This is a genomic window from Bradyrhizobium sp. th-b2, from assembly GCF_000426785.1.
GTDB lineage: Bacteria > Pseudomonadota > Alphaproteobacteria > Rhizobiales > Xanthobacteraceae > Bradyrhizobium > Bradyrhizobium septentrionale.
Window position 1 is genome coordinate 364,830 of the sequence record NZ_AUGA01000004.1, and the last position, 18,440, is coordinate 383,269.

9 protein-coding genes are annotated in these 18,440 nt (G+C 65.6%); 6 read left to right on the forward strand and 3 right to left on the reverse strand.

Features of this window, described 5'->3' with window-relative positions; translation table 11 throughout:
• Positions 1-20: 20 nt before the first annotated feature.
• Both K359_RS0109075 and malQ read right to left on the reverse strand, forming a co-directional pair.
• Positions 21-1,829: a glycoside hydrolase family 15 protein gene (locus K359_RS0109075; protein WP_029079068.1), complete on the reverse strand. Its 1,809-nt coding sequence runs from the start codon at positions 1,827-1,829 to the stop codon at positions 21-23.
• An 18-nt stretch (positions 1,830-1,847) separates the two neighbouring features.
• Positions 1,848-3,806 (reverse strand): 4-alpha-glucanotransferase, encoded by a 1,959-nt coding sequence (gene malQ / locus K359_RS0109080; protein WP_029079069.1) that lies wholly within the window; start codon positions 3,804-3,806, stop codon positions 1,848-1,850.
• Positions 3,807-4,009: 203 nt separating this feature from the next.
• Between malQ and K359_RS0109085 the strand changes: the two genes are divergently transcribed.
• From K359_RS0109085 to treY, 6 genes are read left to right on the forward strand one after another with little or no spacing between them, the layout of a single operon-like run.
• A complete protein-coding gene (locus K359_RS0109085; RefSeq protein ID WP_029079070.1) occupies positions 4,010-5,971 on the forward strand; it encodes an alpha-1,4-glucan--maltose-1-phosphate maltosyltransferase in 1,962 nt (653 codons plus the stop codon).
• A 10-nt stretch (positions 5,972-5,981) separates the two neighbouring features.
• Positions 5,982-9,287 carry a maltose alpha-D-glucosyltransferase gene (treS, locus tag K359_RS0109090; RefSeq protein ID WP_029079071.1) on the forward strand — a complete coding sequence of 1,102 codons (3,306 nt, stop codon included), beginning with the start codon at positions 5,982-5,984 and terminating at the stop codon, positions 9,285-9,287.
• Positions 9,284-11,431 carry a 1,4-alpha-glucan branching protein GlgB gene (glgB, locus tag K359_RS0109095; protein ID WP_029079072.1) on the forward strand — a complete coding sequence of 716 codons (2,148 nt, stop codon included), beginning with the start codon at positions 9,284-9,286 and terminating at the stop codon, positions 11,429-11,431. Before treS ends, glgB begins: the two co-directional genes overlap by 4 nt.
• Positions 11,432-11,434: 3 nt before the next feature.
• Positions 11,435-13,507 carry a glycogen debranching protein GlgX gene (gene glgX, locus K359_RS0109100; protein ID WP_029079073.1) on the forward strand — a complete coding sequence of 691 codons (2,073 nt, stop codon included), beginning with the start codon at positions 11,435-11,437 and terminating at the stop codon, positions 13,505-13,507.
• The gene (gene treZ, locus K359_RS0109105; protein WP_029079074.1) at positions 13,504-15,279 is read left to right on the forward strand and encodes a malto-oligosyltrehalose trehalohydrolase; all 1,776 of its coding nucleotides are present in this window, start codon (positions 13,504-13,506) and stop codon (positions 15,277-15,279) included. The genes glgX and treZ overlap by 4 nt, the downstream gene beginning before the upstream one ends.
• Before the next feature lie 4 nt (positions 15,280-15,283).
• Positions 15,284-18,067: a malto-oligosyltrehalose synthase gene (gene treY / locus K359_RS0109110; RefSeq protein WP_029079075.1), complete on the forward strand. Its 2,784-nt coding sequence runs from the start codon at positions 15,284-15,286 to the stop codon at positions 18,065-18,067.
• 9 nt (positions 18,068-18,076) lie between these two features.
• Here the strand turns inward: treY and K359_RS0109115 are convergent, their stop codons facing one another.
• The gene (locus tag K359_RS0109115) at positions 18,077-18,385 is read right to left on the reverse strand and encodes a polyhydroxyalkanoic acid system family protein (protein WP_029079076.1); all 309 of its coding nucleotides are present in this window, start codon (positions 18,383-18,385) and stop codon (positions 18,077-18,079) included.
• Positions 18,386-18,440 lie beyond the last annotated feature (55 nt).

Sequence of the window (18,440 nt, forward strand, 5' to 3'; positions counted from 1 at the left end):
GCGCAAAGCAAAAGCCACGATCAGGTCGACCGCTGCACCGCCGGCTTCTCGGCGGCCGCCCGGGCGTCGCTGAGATTGTGTGCGGTGTTGATCAGCGCGATATGGGTCAGCGCCTGCGGGAAATTGCCGGTCTGCCGGCCGGCGCCGCTGTCGAACTCCTCCGCCAGGAGCCCGAGATCGTTGGCGACCGCCACCACGCGGTCGAACATGGTCTGCGCCTTGTCGACATCGCCCGCCAGCACATGGGCGTCGGCGAGCCACAGGCTGCAGGCCAGGAACGCGCCCTCGATCGGCTGGATCTCATCGGAGACTTCGCGCGGATCGTGCCGCAGCACGAAGCCGTCGCGCATCAGGTGCCGCTCGACCGCCTCGATCGTGCCGCGGATGCGCGGATCGGCTGGCGGCAGAAAGCCGACCGACGGCAGCAGCAGCAGGCTGGCGTCGAGCAGCCTTGAGCCATAGCTCTCGACGAAGCTGTTGAGGCCGGGATCGAAGCCCCGTTGGCAGACATCGCGATGGATGGCCTCGCGCAGCACCTGCCATTTCAGCAGCGGCGCCTTGAAGCCGAACCGCTCGGCACTCTTGATGGCGCGGTCGAAGGCGACCCAGCACATCACCTTGGAGAACACGTAATGTCTTGGCTGGTCGCGGCGCTCCCAGATGCCGTGATCCGGCTGGTCCCAGACCTCGGCGAGATGATTGACGACGGTGCATTCCAGCGACCAGTTCTCCTCGTCGAGCTTCAGCTTGGCCATGCGGGACTGATGGAAGGCATCGATCAGCTCGCCATAGACGTCGAGCTGCAGTTGCGCATGCGCGGCGTTGCCGACGCGGACCGGCTGCGCGCCTTCATAGCCGGGCAGCCATCCGGCCTCCCATTCCAGCAGGCGCCGCTGCCCCAGGATGCCATACATGATCTGCATATTGGCGGGCGCGCCGGCCGCGGCCCGCAGCAGCCAATTGTGCCAGGCCGCGGCCTCCTCGGTGTAGCCCGAATTCATCAGCGCCAGCAGCGTGAAGGTGGCGTCGCGCAGCCAGCAGAACCGGTAGTCCCAGTTGCGCGCGCCGCCGAGCTTTTCCGGCAGTGAGGTGGTGGGCGCCGCGACGATGCCGCCGGTCGGCCTGAAGGTCAGCGCCTTCAGCGTGATCAGCGAGCGCATCACGAGGTCGCGTTGATCGCCGCCGTCATAGGTCGAGCGGCTGCACCATTCCTTCCAGTAGTCTTCGGTATCCTTCAGCGCCGCCTCGGGATCGATCGGCTGGGGCACCGGCCGATAGGACGCTCCGTAGGTCAGCACGAACGGCACGGTGTCACCCGCGCCGACCTCGAAATCGGCGATCGTGGTCAGATCCTTGCCGCGGGTTTCGACCGGCGTGCGCAACACCGTCATGTCCTGGCCACTGATCGCCAGCAGCCCCTCGCCGTCGGGGTTCTTCTTCACCCAGGGGACATCGACACCGAAGCCGAAGCGGATCACCAGCTCCATATGCATCCTGACGCGGCCGCTGATGCCGCGAACCAGACGCACCACGTCGGAGGCGTGGCCGCGCGGCGGCATGAAGTCGATCAGGTCGACCACGCCGCCTTCGGTCTCGAACCGCGTCTCCAGGATCAGCGTATCATCCCGATAGCGGCGCGAGGTCCGCCTGATCTCCCCGGCGGGCGCCAGCAGCCAACGGCCGTTCCTCGGCGTGCCAAGCAGCGCCGCGAAGCAGGCGTCGGAATCGAATGCCGGCCAGCACAGCCAGTCGATCGACCCGTCGCGGCCGACCAGCGCCGCGGTCTCGCAGTCCCCGATCAGTCCGTAGTCTTCGATCCGAGAAGCCACGCGCCGTGCTCCGCGTTGTCAGGCGTGCGACCGTTCCCGGGTTGCGCGCTTGAGCGCGTCGATGTCGATCGCCGACGCGAGATGCTCAAGCGAGACCGGCAGCCGCCGTTTCCAGTTCGGATGCTCGTAGACGGTGCCCGGGATGTTCGGCTGATCGACGATGCCGAGCAGATCCTCCATCGACACCGCCATCATCCGCGATCGCGTCCGCGCCAGGAAGCTCGCCACCGAACAGAAATCGTGGCTGTGGATGTCGTGCCGGCGCAGCACCTCGTCGAGCTGGCCGAGCGCGTGCCAGCGCCCCTCGTCGGTCTCGCCGGGATCGATCCCGAGCGCGCGCTTGGTCTTGAGGTCGCTGAACGAGCGCCAGCCGGCATAGGTCGAGAGGTCGTGGGTGTTGAAGGTGACCAGTGCGTTCGGCAGATAATAGTCGGCATTGCGGAAGACGCCCTGGTCGTCCGTCTCGAACATCATCACGAGATAGGACCAGACGCCCCAGCCGTTCATCTGCTCGCGGAAGCCTTCGGGGACGGTGCCGAGGTCCTCGCCGATCACGACGCAGCGGTTGGCTGTGCTCTCCTGCGCGGTCGCCGCCAGCAGCGCCTCGAACGGCATCAGCACATAGGCGCCATTGGCCGGGCCGAAGCCGCGTGGCACCAGATAGAGCCGCTTGAGCCCGAAGGCATGGTCGAGCCTGATCGCGCCGGCATGGTGCATCGAGGCGCGCAACATCTGCCTGAATGGCTCGAAGGCGCGCTGTTCGAGGCCCGCGGCGTTGAAGCCGGCAAGTCCCCAGTCCTGACCCGCGGTGTTGAGCGGGTCCGGCGGCGCGCCGACGCCGAGATGGCGCGAGATCGCGGTCTGCTCGTTCCAGGCGTCGAAGCCATCCGACTGCACGCCGACCGCAACATCGAGATAAAGCCCGACCCGCATGCCGAGCTTGTGCGCGAGCGCCTGGCAGGCGCCGAGCTGGCGGTCCGCGGTCCATTGCACGAATTCGACGAACTCGACCTCGGCGGCCGAGTCGCGCGCGCGATGCAGCTTGCTGCAGGCGGAGTCATTGGGCTGCCGCCATTCGTCCGGCCATTCCCACCACGGCGTGTTGAGCTTGTGCCTGATCACCTCGAAGCAGGCGAAGCGCGTCAGCAGCGCGCCTTGCTCCTTGCGATAATCCTCAAAATCCTGCCAGCGGCCGAGCCCGGGGTTGGCCTTGAAGGCGGCAAAGGCCGCCCGCAGCGCCCGCCATTTCAGCGCCGCCACGCCGACATAGTCGACCATGTCGTGGGAGCGCAGGTGCGCCAGCGCGGCTTGCGTCTCCGCATCGATGCGGAATTCGGCAATCTTCTCGACGTCGATATAGAGCGCGTTGAGAAACAGCCGGCTGTTCGGCGAATATGGGCTGCAATCGCCGGGCCGGTCGTCGAACAGCGCATGCAGTGGGTTGAGCCCGATGCCGTCGGCACCGAGCCGGCGGGCGAATGCGAGCAGGCCTTCGAGATCGGTGAAGTCGCCGATGCCCCAGTTGCGCGATGACCGCACGCCGTAGAGCTGGACCGCGATCACCCAGCAGCGATCGAACTCGCCGCCGAACGCGCCTTCCGGAGCCACCAGGAGCGGCAGCTCCTCGCTGCCCGATGCGTCGGATAGCTGCAACCGGTGCACGCCTTCGCCCAGACCGGACGGCCACGTCACACTCCGCTCACGCGTCTCACCTTGCGCGAGGACGCCGGTGCCATTCATGATCTTCCAGCGCACCGGCAGCTGGGCCGCCTCCGAGAGCTGTGTTCGCCCGCCATCTCGGGTGCCGTGGCCGGCGCGGATGACCACCGGATCGGCGACGATCCGCCGCGGCGGCTGGGGCGGCAACGCGTCGAGGATCGCGGTGAGCGCCTCGCGGGTTGTCACACGGCGGTGACCGCTACCATCGATATACTCGGTCTGGATTCCCAGGGTCTGGGCTTTGGCGTAAAGGTCCATTCGGCACGCTACTTGCTCGCAACGGTATTGGGATCGTTGCTAAATTGTACAGATACGGGAAAGGGATAGTTGATGTTCAACGCTCTACCCTATCAGGCGTTCCCGCCGGGAACCATTGTCCGACGAGCGGCTTTCTATATGGATCTGGCGCGCCTCCTTCCCGGCGCGGGGACTTCATTTGCCTATTCAATGGCGGCATCACCGTGAACAAAACCGCCCGGCCTGTCGAGAGTGCCCACGGCACTTTTCATATCACCGATGTCTATCCGTCGGTTGATGGCGGCCGCTTTCCGGTCAAGCGCATCGCGGGCGAAGCCGTCGAGGTGTGGGCCGACATCTACCGTGACGGACATGACGTGATATCAGCGGCACTGGTGTGGCGGCGCGAGGGCGACGGCGAGTGGCAGGTCGCGCCGATGACGCTGCACAGTGACGACCGCTGGGGCGGCGCCTTCGTGCCCGAGCGGCCCGGCCGCTACTCGTTCGCGATCGAAGCCTGGACCGACCAATTCGCCAGCTGGCGGCATCGCTTCGAGCAGAAGCAACGCGACGGCAGCGACCACACGCTGGACGCGCTCGAGGGCGCTGGCATGCTGACCCAGGCGCAGGCCGGGGGACCTGCGGCAGCCGCCGTCATCATCAGGCAGTGCGAGATCTTTCTGCAGACCGGCGAGCCCGGCGCGCTGCTCGCGCCGGAATTGCGGGAGGCGATGGCGGGCAGCCAGTTTCGCCGCGACCTGGTGCGATCGCAGCTCTACCCTCTGACCGCGGACCGGCCGCGGGCCCGCACCGGCGCGTGGTACCAGATGTTTCCGCGCAGCCAGGGCAAGACATCAGGCAAGACGCCGGGCGTGCATGCGACCTTCAACGATTGCATCGCGCGGCTTCCCGACATCGCCGCGATGGGCTTTGACGTCGCGCTGCTGGCGCCGATCCATCCGATCGGGCAGCAACACCGCAAAGGCCGCAACAACGCCGCCATTGCGCAGCTAGGCGATCCCGGAAGCCCCTATGCGATCGGCGCGGCCGAGGGCGGCCACGACGCCGTGCATCCACAGCTCGGTACGCTCGACGATTTCCGCGCTTTTGTAGCGGCATGCGAGATGCACGGCCTCGAGGTCGCGCTTGATTTTGCCGTGCAATGCTCGCCCGACCATCCCTGGCTGACCGAGCATCCAGAATGGTTCAAGCGGCGCCCGGACGGATCGATGCGCACGGCCGAACATCCGCCGCAGCGCTGGGACGATGTCGTCAACCCCGATTTCGGCTGCGAGGATGCCGGCGAGTTGTGGCGCGCATTGCGCGACGTCGTGCTGTTCTGGGTCGAGCAGGGCGTCAAGATCTTCCGGGCCGACAATCCGCACACCAAGCCGCTGGCATTCTGGGAATGGCTGATCCGCGAGGTGCAGGACCGCGATGCGGATGTGCTCTTCCTGGCAGAGGCCTTCGTACGGCCGAAACTGATGAACGGTCTCGCCAAGCTCGGCTTCACGCAGTCCTACAGCTATTTCACCTGGCGCACGCAGCGCGTCGAGCTCGAGCAATATCTCGGCGAGTTGATCGGCTATCCCGAGCGTGACTTCTTTCGGCCGAATTTCTTCGTCAACACACCAGACATCCTGCCTTTCCACCTGCAAAGCGGCGAATCCTGGATGTTCAAGTCGCGTGTCGCGCTGGCCGCGACGCTCTCAAGCAGCTACGGCATCTACAGCGGCTTCGAGCTCCTCGAGCACACGCCGGTCCCCGGCCGCGAGGAGTATCTCAACTCCGAGAAATGCGAGATCAGGGTCCGCGACTGGGATCAGGCGGGGAACATCAAGCCCTATATCGCCGCCCTCAATCGGATCAGGCGTGCCAATCCGGCCTTGCAACAATTCGCGGATCTGCGCTTTATCAATGCCGATGACGGCGGCGTGATCGGCTTCGTCAAGCAGGCGACCGATCAGACCAATGTGATCGCGGCCGCGATTGCGTTGTCGCCAGAGCCGCGTGAGGTCTGGCTTCCGCTCGGCGACGTCATGGTCGGCCGTGGCGAAGCTCGCCGCCCCGTCACGGAAGTGGAAGACCTTGTCACTGGCGAGCGCCATGCGCTCGAATGGGGAGGCGTCCGTCTACGCATCGATCCTGCGCGCGATCCCGCGCTGCTGTTGCGCTGTGTCGCCTGAAGGAGCCGACATGAACGTATTCTCCTCCGTCAATACCCAGGAGAAGGTCGCGACCGAGACCGCGGACCAGCTGTGGTACAAGGACGCCATCATCTACCAGCTGCACGTCAAGGCGTTCGCCGACAGCAACAATGACGGCATCGGCGATTTCACGGGGCTGACGGAGAAGCTCGGGTATCTGCAGGAGCTCGGCGTCACCGCGCTGTGGCTGCTGCCGTTCTATCCCTCGCCCGGCCGCGACGACGGCTACGACATCGGCGACTATGGCGACATCAATCCCGATTTCGGGACGATGAAGGACTTCAAGCGCTTCATCCAGGAAGCCAAGAAGCGCGGCCTGCGCGTCATCACCGAGCTCGTCGTCAACCACACCTCGGACCAGCACGCCTGGTTCAAGCGCGCACGCCGCAGCCCGCCGAATTCGAGCGCGCGAAGCTGGTACGTCTGGAGCGACACCGACCAGAAATACCTCGATACAAGGATCATTTTTACGGACACGGAAAAGTCGAACTGGACCTGGGATCCGGAAGCCGGCCAGTTCTACTGGCACCGCTTCTTCTCGCACCAGCCGGACTTGAATTTCGACAATCCGCGCGTTGTGCGCGCCATCGTGCAGGTGATGAAGCGCTGGCTCGACACCGGCGTCGACGGCTTCCGGCTCGACGCCATTCCCTATCTATGCGAGCGCGACGGCACCAACAACGAGAACCTGCCGGAGACGCATGCCATCATCAAGCGGCTGCGCCAGGAGCTCGACGCCTATGCCAAGGGCAAGATCCTGCTGGCCGAGGCCAATCAATGGCCGGAGGACGTGCAGGAATATTTCGGCCATGGCGACGAATGCCACATGGCCTATCACTTCCCGCTGATGCCGCGCATCTACATGGCGATCGCGCAGGAGGATCGTTTCCCGATCACCGACATCCTGCGGCAGACGCCCGACATTCCGGCCGCGGCCCAGTGGGCGTTGTTCCTGCGCAATCACGACGAGCTGACCCTGGAAATGGTCACCGACGTCGAGCGCGACTATTTGTGGTCGACCTACGCCAACGATCCGCGTGCCCGCATCAACGTCGGCATTCGCCGACGCCTTGCACCACTCATGGATAACGACCGCCGCAAGATCGAGCTGATGAACTCGCTGCTGCTGTCCTTCCCCGGCACGCCGATCATCTATTACGGCGACGAGATCGGCATGGGCGACAACATCTATCTCGGCGACCGCAACGGCGTGCGGACGCCGATGCAGTGGTCGCCGGACCGCAACGGCGGTTTCTCTCGCGCCGATCCCGCGCGGCTCTACGCGCCGATGATCATGGACCCGGTCTACGGCTACGAATCCGTCAATGTCGAGGCGCAGTCGCGCAGCCTATCGTCGCTGCTGTCGGCGACCAAGCGGCTGATCGCAGTGCGCAAGTCGACGCTCGCCTTCGGGCGCGGCACCATGACCTTCATCCGCCCCGAGAACCGCTCGGTGCTCGCCTATGTCCGCCAGTACCAGGGCGAAACGATCCTGTGCGTCGCCAATCTATCGCGCTCGGCGCAGGCCACCGAGCTCGACCTCTCCGCCTTCAAGGACCGCATTCCGCTCGAGATGCTCGGACGCACACGCTTCCCGGCGATCGGCGAGCTGCCCTACATGATCACGCTCGCGCCCTACGGTTTCTACTGGTTCCAGCTGCAAGAGCGCGACAAGTCCGAGCCGGTGACGCCGCGGGCGGTGCCGGAATTCGAGACGCTGGTGGTGCCGCTCGGTTCAACCTGGACCTCGCTGGCGCGGGAGCGCGGCGTGTTCGAGCACGATGTGCTGCCTGGCCATCTCGCCCGGACGCGATGGTACCCGGAGCATTCGGCCAAGGCGATCCAGGCGGCGCTGGTGTCCGCGATCCCGTTCTGCGACATCGGCGACAACCGGCCCTGGCTCATCTGCTTCGAAACGACGCAGCGCGGTACCACCAGCCGCTACGTGCTGCCGATGCAGATCGAGTGGGTGCGCTTCGACCGCGAGCGCTACAATCCGCGCGCCTTCGCCGCCGTGCGCCAGGGGGCGCGCGAGGGCACGCTGCTTGATGTCGCCACCGACCAGATTTTCACCGGCCTGTTCCTGCGCAATCTCAGAGAGAACCTCACGGTCGACGAAAGCGAGCAGGGCCTGAAGCTCGAATTCCGGCCGACCAGCCGCTTCTCCGACCGGCCGGTGCGGCAGCCGGAGCGGATCCGTGTGTTCGAGAACGATCAGCCGCACTCGACCGCGCTGGTCGACAATGAATATGTCACCAAGATTTACCGGAAGCTCGAGGTCGGCATCAATCCCGAGATCGAGATGGGCCGCTTCCTCACCGAAGTGGTCGGCTTTCTGAACAGTCCCGCCCTGCTCGGCACCGCCGAGCTGCTCGAGGGCGACAAGCGTAGCGCCATCGCCGTTCTGCATGCGATGGTTGTCAACCAGGGCGAGCTCTGGGCGGTCGCCGCCGCCCATCTCGACCGCCTGGTCGAACGGCAGCGCCTGCTCGCGGTGAGCGAACACCCGTCGGAAAACGGCGATCATGCCACCTGGCTGCGCCACATGGCGCACAGCGGAAAACGCCTCGCCGAGCTGCATATCGCACTTGCCAGCAACCGAGACCTGCCGGACTTCGCGCCCGAGCCGACCAGGCCGGAGGACCTGCAGCGCTGGAACGATGAGATCATGGCGCGCGCCGAGCGCGTGTTCGACACGCTGAAGCAGCGGCGCGGCTCGCTGAAAGAGGCCGAGCGGCTGCTGGCCGATCAGTTGCAGGCCCAGCACGACATGCTGCCGGAGCGCCTCAAGGCGCTGCTACCGCGCGAGACCGACGGGCTCAACATCCGCCATCATGGCGACCTGCATCTTGGCCAGTTGCTGGTCGTTAAGGACGACGTCTTCATCATCGATTTCGACGGCGGCCCCGGCCGGACCATCGCCGAGCGCCGCCGCAAGGCGCCGCCGGCGCGCGATGTCGCCGGCCTGATCCGCTCGATCGACTATGCGGCGACTGCCGCGCTGGAGCGGGCGCTCAAGGTCGCGCCCGACGAGAGCGGCAGGCTGAGCCTTGCTCTGGCCGAATGGCGCGACCAGGCTGCGGATGCCCTGCTGGCGGCCTATCGCGAGACCATGGCCGGCCAGCGGCTGTGGCCTACAGATGCCAGGGCGGCCGATCGCCTGCTCAACTTTTTCCTGCTTGAGAAAGCCTTCTACGAGATCGAGTATGAGCTGGCCAACCGGCCAGATTGGCTCCGCGTCCCACTGACTGGCCTGTTGAGACTCCTGGCCCAACAGCCGCATGAGGTTGCATGACCAAATTGCCCGCCGAGGCCTATGCCATCATCGAGGGCCGCCACTCCGATCCCTTCCACTATCTCGGGCTGCACACCGAGGGGGATCACAGCGTCGTGCGCGCGTTCCTGCCTGATGCCAGCAATGTCGAGGCGATCGGCGAGCATGGCGAGGCGGCGCCGCTGGCCAAAATCCATGATTCCGGCCTGTTCGCGGGTCCCCTGCCGAACGGTTCGACGCGCTACCAGCTCCGCGCCCGCTTCGGCGACAATGTGGTCGAGCTCGAGGATGCCTACCGCTTTCCGCCGATCCTGAGCGATTTCGATCTCTACCTGCTCGGCGAGGGCACCCATCAGCGCGTCTACGACACGCTCGGCGCGCATCCGATGACGCTCGACGGCGTGGACGGCATCGGCTTCGTGGTGCTGGCACCGAATGCGCGGCGGGTCAGCGTGGTCGGCGACTTTAATTTCTGGGACGGACGGCGTCATCCGATGCGGGTGCGCGGCCCAGGCTATTGGGAGCTGTTCATCCCGCGTGCGCGCGTCGGCGACCACTACAAGTTCGAGATCGTCGCGCGGAACGGCCAACATCTGCCGCTGAAGTCCGATCCCTTGGCGTTCGCCGCCGAGGTGCGTCCGAAGACCGCCTCGATCGTGATCGATGAGCGCAAGATCCCGCACCCGCGCCCGGCGCCCGATCGCGTCAATGCGCTGAGCTCGCCGATGTCGATCTACGAGGTCCATCTCGGGTCGTGGCGGCGCAAGGGCCGCAATGAGTGGCTGACCTATCGCGAGATGGCAGAGCAGCTTCCGGCTTACGCCAGCGACATGGGCTTTACCCATATCGAATTCCTGCCGATATCAGAGCATCCGTTCGACGGCTCCTGGGGCTACCAGCCGACCGGCATGTTCGCGCCGACCAGCCGCTTCGGCTCACCCGATGATTTCGCCGCGCTGATCGATGCCTGCCATGGTGCAGGCCTCGCCGTGCTGCTCGACTGGGTCCCCGGGCATTTCCCCGACGATCCGCACGGCCTCGGCCATTTCGACGGCACCGCGCTCTACGAGCACGCCAACCCGTTGCAGGGCCGTCATCTCGATTGGGGCACGCTGATCTACAATTACGGGCGCACCGAGGTCACCAACTTCCTGGTGTCGAACGCGCTGTTCTGGCTCGAGCGCTACGGCATCGACGGGCTGCGCGTCGATGCCGTCGCCTCCATGCTCTATCTCGACTACAGCCGTCCCGCGGGCGGCTGGATCCCGAACAAATATGGCGGCCGGGAGAACATCGAAGCGATCGAATTCCTGCGCCGCTTCAACACCGAGCTGTTCGCGCATTTTCCGCAGGCGACGACCGCAGCGGAAGAATCCACCGCGTGGCCGCAGGTGTCGCGTCCCGTCGAATATGGCGGGCTCGGCTTCGGCTACAAGTGGAACATGGGCTGGATGCACGACACGCTGAAATACATCAGCAAGGATCCCATCCACCGGAAATTCCATCATGGCGACATCCTGTTCGGCCTGCAATACGCCTTCTCGGAGAACTTCATCCTTCCGCTGTCGCATGACGAGGTCGTGCACGGCAAGCGTTCGATCCTCGGCCGCATGCCCGGCGACGAATGGCAGCGCTTTGCCAATCTGCGTGGCTATTACAGCTTCATGTTCGGGCACCCCGGCAAGAAGCTGATGTTCATGGGCTGCGAATTCGGTCAGGAGCGCGAGTGGAATCACGATCACTCGATCGATTGGCACCTGCTCGACCAGCCGAAACACCGGGGCGTTCAAAACCTGATCCGCGACCTCAACCGGCTCTATCGCGCGCTGCCGGCACTGCATGAGCTGGACTGCGACCAGGCCGGCTTCGAATGGGTCATCACCGACGACGCCAACAACAATGTGTTCGCCTGGATCCGCAAGGGCAATGATGCGCGCGCACGCTGCCTCGTGGTCGCAAACTTCTCGCCCAACGTCTATCGCAACTATCGGGTCCGCGTGCCGTTCGCGGGCAAGTGGCACGAGGTGCTCAACTCGGATTCCGCACATTACGGCGGCACCAATGTCGGCAATGTCGGCGAGGTGCGTACCTCGGAGGGCGCCACGCCGGAATTGAACCTGACCATTCCGCCGCTGGCTGCGATCTTCCTCGTACCGGAAAGCTGATTCATGCGACTGAGCGGGGGAACGTCCGCGCGGCTTGGTGCAAGCTGGGACGGCAGAGGCACCAATTTTGCGCTGTTCTCGGCCAATGCGGAGAAGGTGGAGCTGTGCCTGTTCGACGGCCAGGGCCGCCGCGAGCTCGAGCGGATCGAGCTGCCGGAGCGCACCGAGGACGTCTGGCACTGCTACCTCAACGATGTCTCGCCCGGCCAGCTCTACGGCTATCGCGTCTACGGGCCGTATGCGCCGGAGCGCGGCCACCGCTTCAACGCCAACAAGCTGCTGCTCGATCCCTATGCCAAGCGGCTCGCCGGCCGGCTGGTGTGGAGCGATGCGCATTTCGCCTATCGCACCGGCAGCGCGCGCGAGGATCTCTCATTCGACCGGCGCGACAATGCCCGCGGCATGCCGAAGGCGATCGTGGTCGACGAGACCTTCAACTGGGGCCGCCGCGAGATCCGGCCGCACATTCCCTGGGAAGACACCATCATCTACGAGGCGCACGTCAAGGGCCTGACGCAGAAGCGCGAGGACGTGCCGCCGAATTTGCGCGGCACCTATGGCGGCTTGTCGTCGCCTGCGATGATCAATCACCTCAAGCGGCTCGGCGTCACCACCATCGAGCTGCTGCCGATCCACGGCCTGATCGACGACCGCGTGCTGGTCGAGAAGAAGCTTTCGAATTACTGGGGCTACAACACCATCGCCTTCTTTGCACCCGAGGCGCGCTACGCCCAGGACAATGCGCTCGACTCGTTCCGCACCACGGTGGCGCGGCTGCACGATGCCGGCATCGAGGTGCTGCTCGACGTGGTCTACAACCACACCGCCGAGGGCAACCATATGGGCCCGACGCTGAGCTTCCGCGGCATCGACAACGCCTCCTATTACTGGCTGAACCGCGAGAACCCGCGCTTCTATGACGACTTCACCGGCTGCGGCAGCTCGGTCAACCTCACCCATCCGCGCGTGCTGCAGATGGTGATGGATTCGCTGCGCTACTGGGTCGAGGTCTGCCATGTCGACGGCTTCCGCTTCGATCTCGCCACCACGCTGGCGCGCGGGCCGAACGGGTTCGATCGCAACCATCCCTTCCTCGCCGCGATCCGCCAGGACCCGGTGCTGGCGACCGTGAAGATGGTCGCCGAACCCTGGGACCTCGGTCTCGGCGGCTACCAGGTCGGCGCGTTCCCATCGCAATGGTCGGAATGGAACGACCGCTATCGCAGCGCGATGCGGCGCTACTGGAGCGGCGAAGGCAGCCTGGTCGGCGACATCTCGGGCCGCATGACCGCTTCGTCAGACCTGTTTCACCACGACAACCGCGCGACCCGCGCCAGCGTCAACCACGTCACGGTGCATGACGGCTTCACGCTCGCCGACCTCTTCAGCTACAACGAGAAGCACAACGAGGCCAATGGCGAAGACAACCGCGACGGCTCCAACGACAATCACAGCAACAATTGCGGCCATGAAGGCCCGACCGGCGATCCAGCCATCGTCGCGTTGCGCCGCCAGCTCCGGAAGAATGCGCTGGCCTGCCTGCTGCTCGCACAGGGCACGCCGCTGATCCTCGCCGGCGACGAGGTCGCCAACACGCAAGGGGGCAACAACAACGCCTATTGCCAGGACAATGAGACCGGCTGGATCGGCTGGGAGAACCTCGGCACCGACGACGACGCCATCGGTTTCATCGGCCATCTCACCGCGCTGCGCCGCCGCTTCGGCCAGATCCGCTGCCAGCGCTGGCTCGACGGCCGCCGCACCGACGGCAGCTATGGCGTATTGTGGTTGACGCCCGCGGCCGAGGAGATGAAGGAATCCGACTGGAAATTCCCGGAGAGCCGGTTCCTCGCCTACGTGCTGGGGCCGATGGAACCAGGGCAGGAGCCGATCTTTATCGTGCTGAATGCCGCGCCGCAGGAGATCGTGTTCAGGATGCCGAGGATAGCGGAATACAGCAGCTGGCAGCAGGTCTTGAGCACGACCAGGGCGGAGCAAACGGCGGAGCAATTCGCATCCGGCGCCGATGCCACGGCACCGCCGCGCTCGGTGCTGGCATTTGCAGGCTCCGCATGAGCACACAGCATTTCGGCGCTGAGCTGACACCCGATGGCGCCCGCTTCCGGCTCTGGGCGCCCGCGGCCAAGCGCGTCGACCTGCTGCTCGACAAGCCGGATGAGCGGAGCCGCGACGCACACGCGCTGACGCGTGATGCCGCCGGCTGGTATGTCGCCGAAATCCCGGGTGCGCGCGCCGGCACGCGCTATAAATTCCGCGTCGATGACGAGGTCGATGTGCCCGATCCGGCCTCCGCCTTCCAGCCGGACGACGTGTTCGGCCCGAGCGAGGTGATCGATCACTCCGCCTTCAAATGGCGCGCGACCGAGTGGCGCGGACGTCCCTGGCACGAGGCCGTGATTCTCGAAGCTCACGTCGGCACCTTCACCCCGGAGGGCACCTACCGCGCCATGATCGACAAGCTCGATCACCTGGTCGCGACCGGCATCACCGCGCTCGAACTGATGCCGCTCGCGGATTTCGCAGGCAAGCGCAACTGGGGCTATGACGGCGTGCTGTGGTACGCACCCGACAGCGCCTATGGCCGCCCCGACGACCTCAAGACGCTGATCGACGAAGCGCATCTGCGCGGGCTGATGGTGATGCTCGACGTGGTCTATAACCATTTCGGCCCGGAGGGGAATTACCTCGGCCGCTATGCGCCCACCTTCTTCAGCGACGCGCATACGCCGTGGGGCAATGCGATCGATTATCGCGTGCCAGAAGTGCGCGCGTTTGCGATCGGCAGCGTGGTGAGCTGGCTGCGCGACTATCGCTTCGACGGGCTGCGGTTCGACGCGGTCAACACCATCGTCGAAGCCGGCGAAATCTTCGTCATCCATGACTTCAGCAAGGCTGCGGGCAAGCTCGCCGCCGAGACCGGCCGGCAGATCAACCTCGTGCTCGAGAATGGCGACAACATCGCAAGCCTGCTGGATGCCACCGAAGACCCGCCGCACGGCAAATTCCGCGGACAGTGGAACGACGACTATCATCACGCCTGGCACGTGCTGCTGACCGGCGAAACGCAGGGCTACTATGGCGACTACCGGGCGCCGAAGCAGGATCTCGCCCGCGCGCTGTCGTCCGGCTACATCTACCAGGGCGAAGTCTCGGAGTTCTGGGGCGGCAAGGCCCGCGGCGAGCCGAGCGGCGCGCTGTCGCCGACCTGCTTCATCAACTTCCTGCAAAACCACGACCAGATCGGCAACCGGCCACTCGGCGATCGCCTTGTCAGCATTGCGAAACCGGAAGCGGTCGAGGCGGCCTTGGCGGTCACGCTGATCGCGCCGACCACGCCGATGCTCTTCATGGGCGAGGAATGGGGCGCGACGACGCCCTTCCCGTTCTTCTGCGATTTCAAGGGCGACCTCGCCAACGCCGTCCGCGCCGGGCGGCGCAAGGAGTTCGCCTGGGCCTATGCCAAATATGGCGACGACATTCCCGATCCGCTCGCCGACGAGACGGTGGGATCGGCGGTGCTCGACTGGGCGGCGCTCGGCCACGATCCGGCCCGCGCGCGGCTCACGCTGGTGCGTGACCTGCTCGCTGTACGCCGGCGCGAGATCACGCCGCGCCTTGCAGGAGCCCGTTTCGGCGATGCCAGCGTGGAGGCGGGTGACCTCTTGACCGCCCATTGGCAGATGGGAGACGGCCGCACGCTGCGGCTGACAGCCAATCTGTCGGATCGCGCCATCACCGGCGTGCCGGAACCGAAGGGAACTGCGATCTGGGGCGGCGCGTTGTCGAGCGACCTCCCCGGCTGGGCGGTGCGCTGGCACATCGGATAGCACAATGCCTTCGGCGATCCCGATCGCGACATACCGACTGCAACTCACCGCCGATTTCGACTTCGATGCCGCCACCGTCGTCGTGCCGTATCTGAAGGCGCTCGGCATCAGCCATCTCTATGCCTCGCCCTTCACGAAGGCGCGCAAGGGCTCGACTCATGGCTATGACGTCGTCGACCACACCGAGTTCAACCCGGAACTCGGCGGCGAAGACGGCTTTGCGCGGCTCAGCAATGCGCTCAAGCGCAACGACCTCGGCCTGATTCTTGATTTCGTGCCGAACCATGTCGGCGTGCATTTCGCCGACAATCCGTGGTGGCTCGACGTACTGGAATGGGGACCACTGTCGCCGCATGCGGCCTCGTTCGACATCGACTGGGACCTGCTGCCCTATCGCGCGCGCGGCGGCGTGCTGCTGCCGATCCTCGGCTCGTCCTATGGCCAGGCGCTGGAGCGCGGCGAGATCGCGCTGCGCTACGACGCAAGCGAAGGCAGCTTCTCGGCCTGGTATTTCGAGCACCGGCTGCCGATCGCGCCGGAGCGCTATGGCGAGGTGTTGCGGACCATTGTCCGCGAGGCCGCCGCCGAAGACAGTCCGGCCGGACGCGCGATGCTCGAACTCGCCGCCCGGTATCGCGGACTGCGTCACCCCAACCGCGTCGAGGCCCCGGCACTGAAGGAGGGGATCAAGGCGATCGCGGGCAGCGCAGAGATCATCGCGCGCGGGCTCGATGCTTACAGCGCCGGCGAGGACCGCCCTGCCCAGACGCTGGCGTTGCATCACCTGCTGGAGCGGCAGCACTACAAGCTCGGCCACTGGCGGCTCGCTTCCAGCGACATCAACTATCGCCGCTTCTTCGACGTCAACACGCTGGCCGGCCTCCGCGTCGAGGACGCCGCCACCTTCGAGGCGAGCCACAGCCTGGTGAAGCGCCTGATCGCAGAGGACCGGCTGCAGGGCCTACGGCTCGACCATATCGATGGCCTGCGCGATCCCGCCCAATATTTCCATCGCCTCCGCCGCCTGATCCGCTCCGCGCAGGGCGCCAAGGCCAAGCCGTTCTACATGGTGATCGAGAAGATCCTCGGCGAGGACGAGAAGCTGACGAAATTCAGCGGCGTCCACGGCACCACCGGCTATGAGTGGATGAACACAATCAGCCAGGTGCTGGTCGATGCCAAGGGCCTCGAGCCGCTCAACGAGATCTGGCGCCAGATCAGCAACCAGTCGCCGAACCTGACGCCGGTGCTGCGCGCGGCCAAGCGGCGCGTGCTGGAGACCTTGCTGACCAGCGAATTCACCGTGCTGGCGCGGCTTTTGGCGCGCATCGCCAGCGGCCATTATTCCTCGCGCGACTTCTCCGCCGACAGTCTGCGGCAGGCACTCGAGCTCTACGTGCTGCACTTTCCGGTCTATCGCACCTATCTCACCGCCTCCGGCCCGACCGCACATGACCGCGCCCTGATCGACGAGACCATCGCGCGCGCCCGCGCCAACTGGTTCGCCGCCGACGAAGGCATTTTCGATTTCCTGCGCGACGCGCTGACCATGGACCTGCTGAAGCCCGGCCGTCCCCCGCACAGCGCGCCGCGGGTGCGCCGCTTCGCGCTGAAGGTGCAGCAATTCACCGGGCCAATGATGGCCAAGTCGCTGGAGGACACTACCTTCTATCGCTACCACCGCCTGCTGGCGCTCAACGAGGTCGGCGGCGATCCCGCGGCGAGCGCGATCGCGCCCGAACGCTTCCACGCCATGATGACGGCCCGTATCAGCGAATGGCCGCACGGCATGACGTCGACCGCGACCCACGACACCAAGCGCGGCGAGGACGCCCGTGCGCGGATCATGGCGCTTGCGGAAATCCCCGGCGAATGGACCAGTGCGGTGGCGCGCTGGAAGGTCCTGAACGCGCCGCATCTGGTGCTCGGCGGCGAGATGCGCGCGCCATCGGCGACATTCGAATACATGCTATATCAAGCCCTGATCGGCGCCTGGGATCCGGACGATGACTCCCTCGTCTCGCGCATCCAGGCCTACGCGCTGAAAGCCGCACGCGAGGGCAAACAGGAGACCAGCTGGCTCAATCCGCACGAACCCTATGAGGCCGGTGTCAAGACCTTCATCGAGCGGATCCTCGATCGCAAGACCTCGCCCGAATTCCTCGACGCGCTGGAAACGCTGGCGCAACGCACCGCGCTGATCGGGGCGCTGAACTCGCTGAGCCAGATCACGCTGAAGGCGACGATGCCAGGCGTGCCGGATTTCTACCAGGGCACCGAAAGCTGGGATCTTTCGTTGGTCGACCCGGACAACCGCCGTCCGGTCGACTTTGCCGAACGCGCAGGAATGCTTGCGGCGCTGGAGACGCCGGATTGGGATGCACTGGCACAGAGCTGGCGCGACGGCCGCCTGAAATTCGCCTGGACGCGGCATCTGCTGCGCCTGCGCAACGAGCTGCGCGACGTCTTCGCCAACGGTGACTACCAACCGCTCACCGTCGGCGGCCCGCATCGCGACCACGTCATTGCCTTCGCACGGCGCCATGGGCGCGACGCGGTCATCGTCGCGGTGGCGAAATCATTCGCGCCGTTCACCCAGGGCGGACGCAGCTGGCCGCGCCCCGAGGCGTTTGAGGGCGAGATCGACGTGGCCGGATATGCGCTCCCGGGCGGCGAAAGCAGGATTCAGCTTTCAACGCTGTTCGCCCATCTGCCGGTCGCGGTACTGAAGGCGAAGGCCGCGGCGGGCGCGAAGCAAGCCGCGAGGCGCGCGCGCTCGCACGGCTAGCCTCGCGGATCAACGCTTGGTCAGCAGCAACTGTCCGCGCTTCTGAATCGCAATCTGCGCGACTTCGGCAAAGCGCTGCAGCAGCCAGGGCAGCGTCACCTCGAGGCGGACATGGCTATCCTCGACATCGAGATGCCCGGCCGCGACCTGCCCCAGCGCGCGGACGCGAAAGCTCATGCGGTTGTCGTCCCAGCGCTCTTCATCGACACTCAACACCGGCACGCTGGCCACCGCGCGCGACAAGCCCGGCTTCAGGCGGCGCATGGCCTCGTCGCGGCCGAGGCTATGGGGAATCGAAACGATCAGCGGCGCCGACATCGCGGTGCACTCCTCCATGGATTATGTTGATGTAGTTCTGTTCCTCACAAATGGA

What these genes read in the sequence shown, in the direction of transcription:
- treZ (WP_029079074.1), top strand. Translation starts at nt 13,504, where the DNA reads ATGAGCACACAGCATTTCGGCGCTGAGCTGACACCCGATGGCGCCCGC.
- glgB (WP_029079072.1), top strand. Translation starts at nt 9,284, where the DNA reads ATGACCAAATTGCCCGCCGAGGCCTATGCCATCATCGAGGGCCGCCAC.
- K359_RS0109115 (WP_029079076.1), bottom strand. Translation starts at nt 18,385, where the DNA reads ATGTCGGCGCCGCTGATCGTTTCGATTCCCCATAGCCTCGGCCGCGAC.
- treS (WP_029079071.1), top strand. Translation starts at nt 5,982, where the DNA reads ATGAACGTATTCTCCTCCGTCAATACCCAGGAGAAGGTCGCGACCGAG.
- glgX (WP_029079073.1), top strand. Translation starts at nt 11,435, where the DNA reads ATGCGACTGAGCGGGGGAACGTCCGCGCGGCTTGGTGCAAGCTGGGAC.
- malQ (WP_029079069.1), bottom strand. Translation starts at nt 3,806, where the DNA reads ATGGACCTTTACGCCAAAGCCCAGACCCTGGGAATCCAGACCGAGTAT.
- treY (WP_029079075.1), top strand. Translation starts at nt 15,284, where the DNA reads ATGCCTTCGGCGATCCCGATCGCGACATACCGACTGCAACTCACCGCC.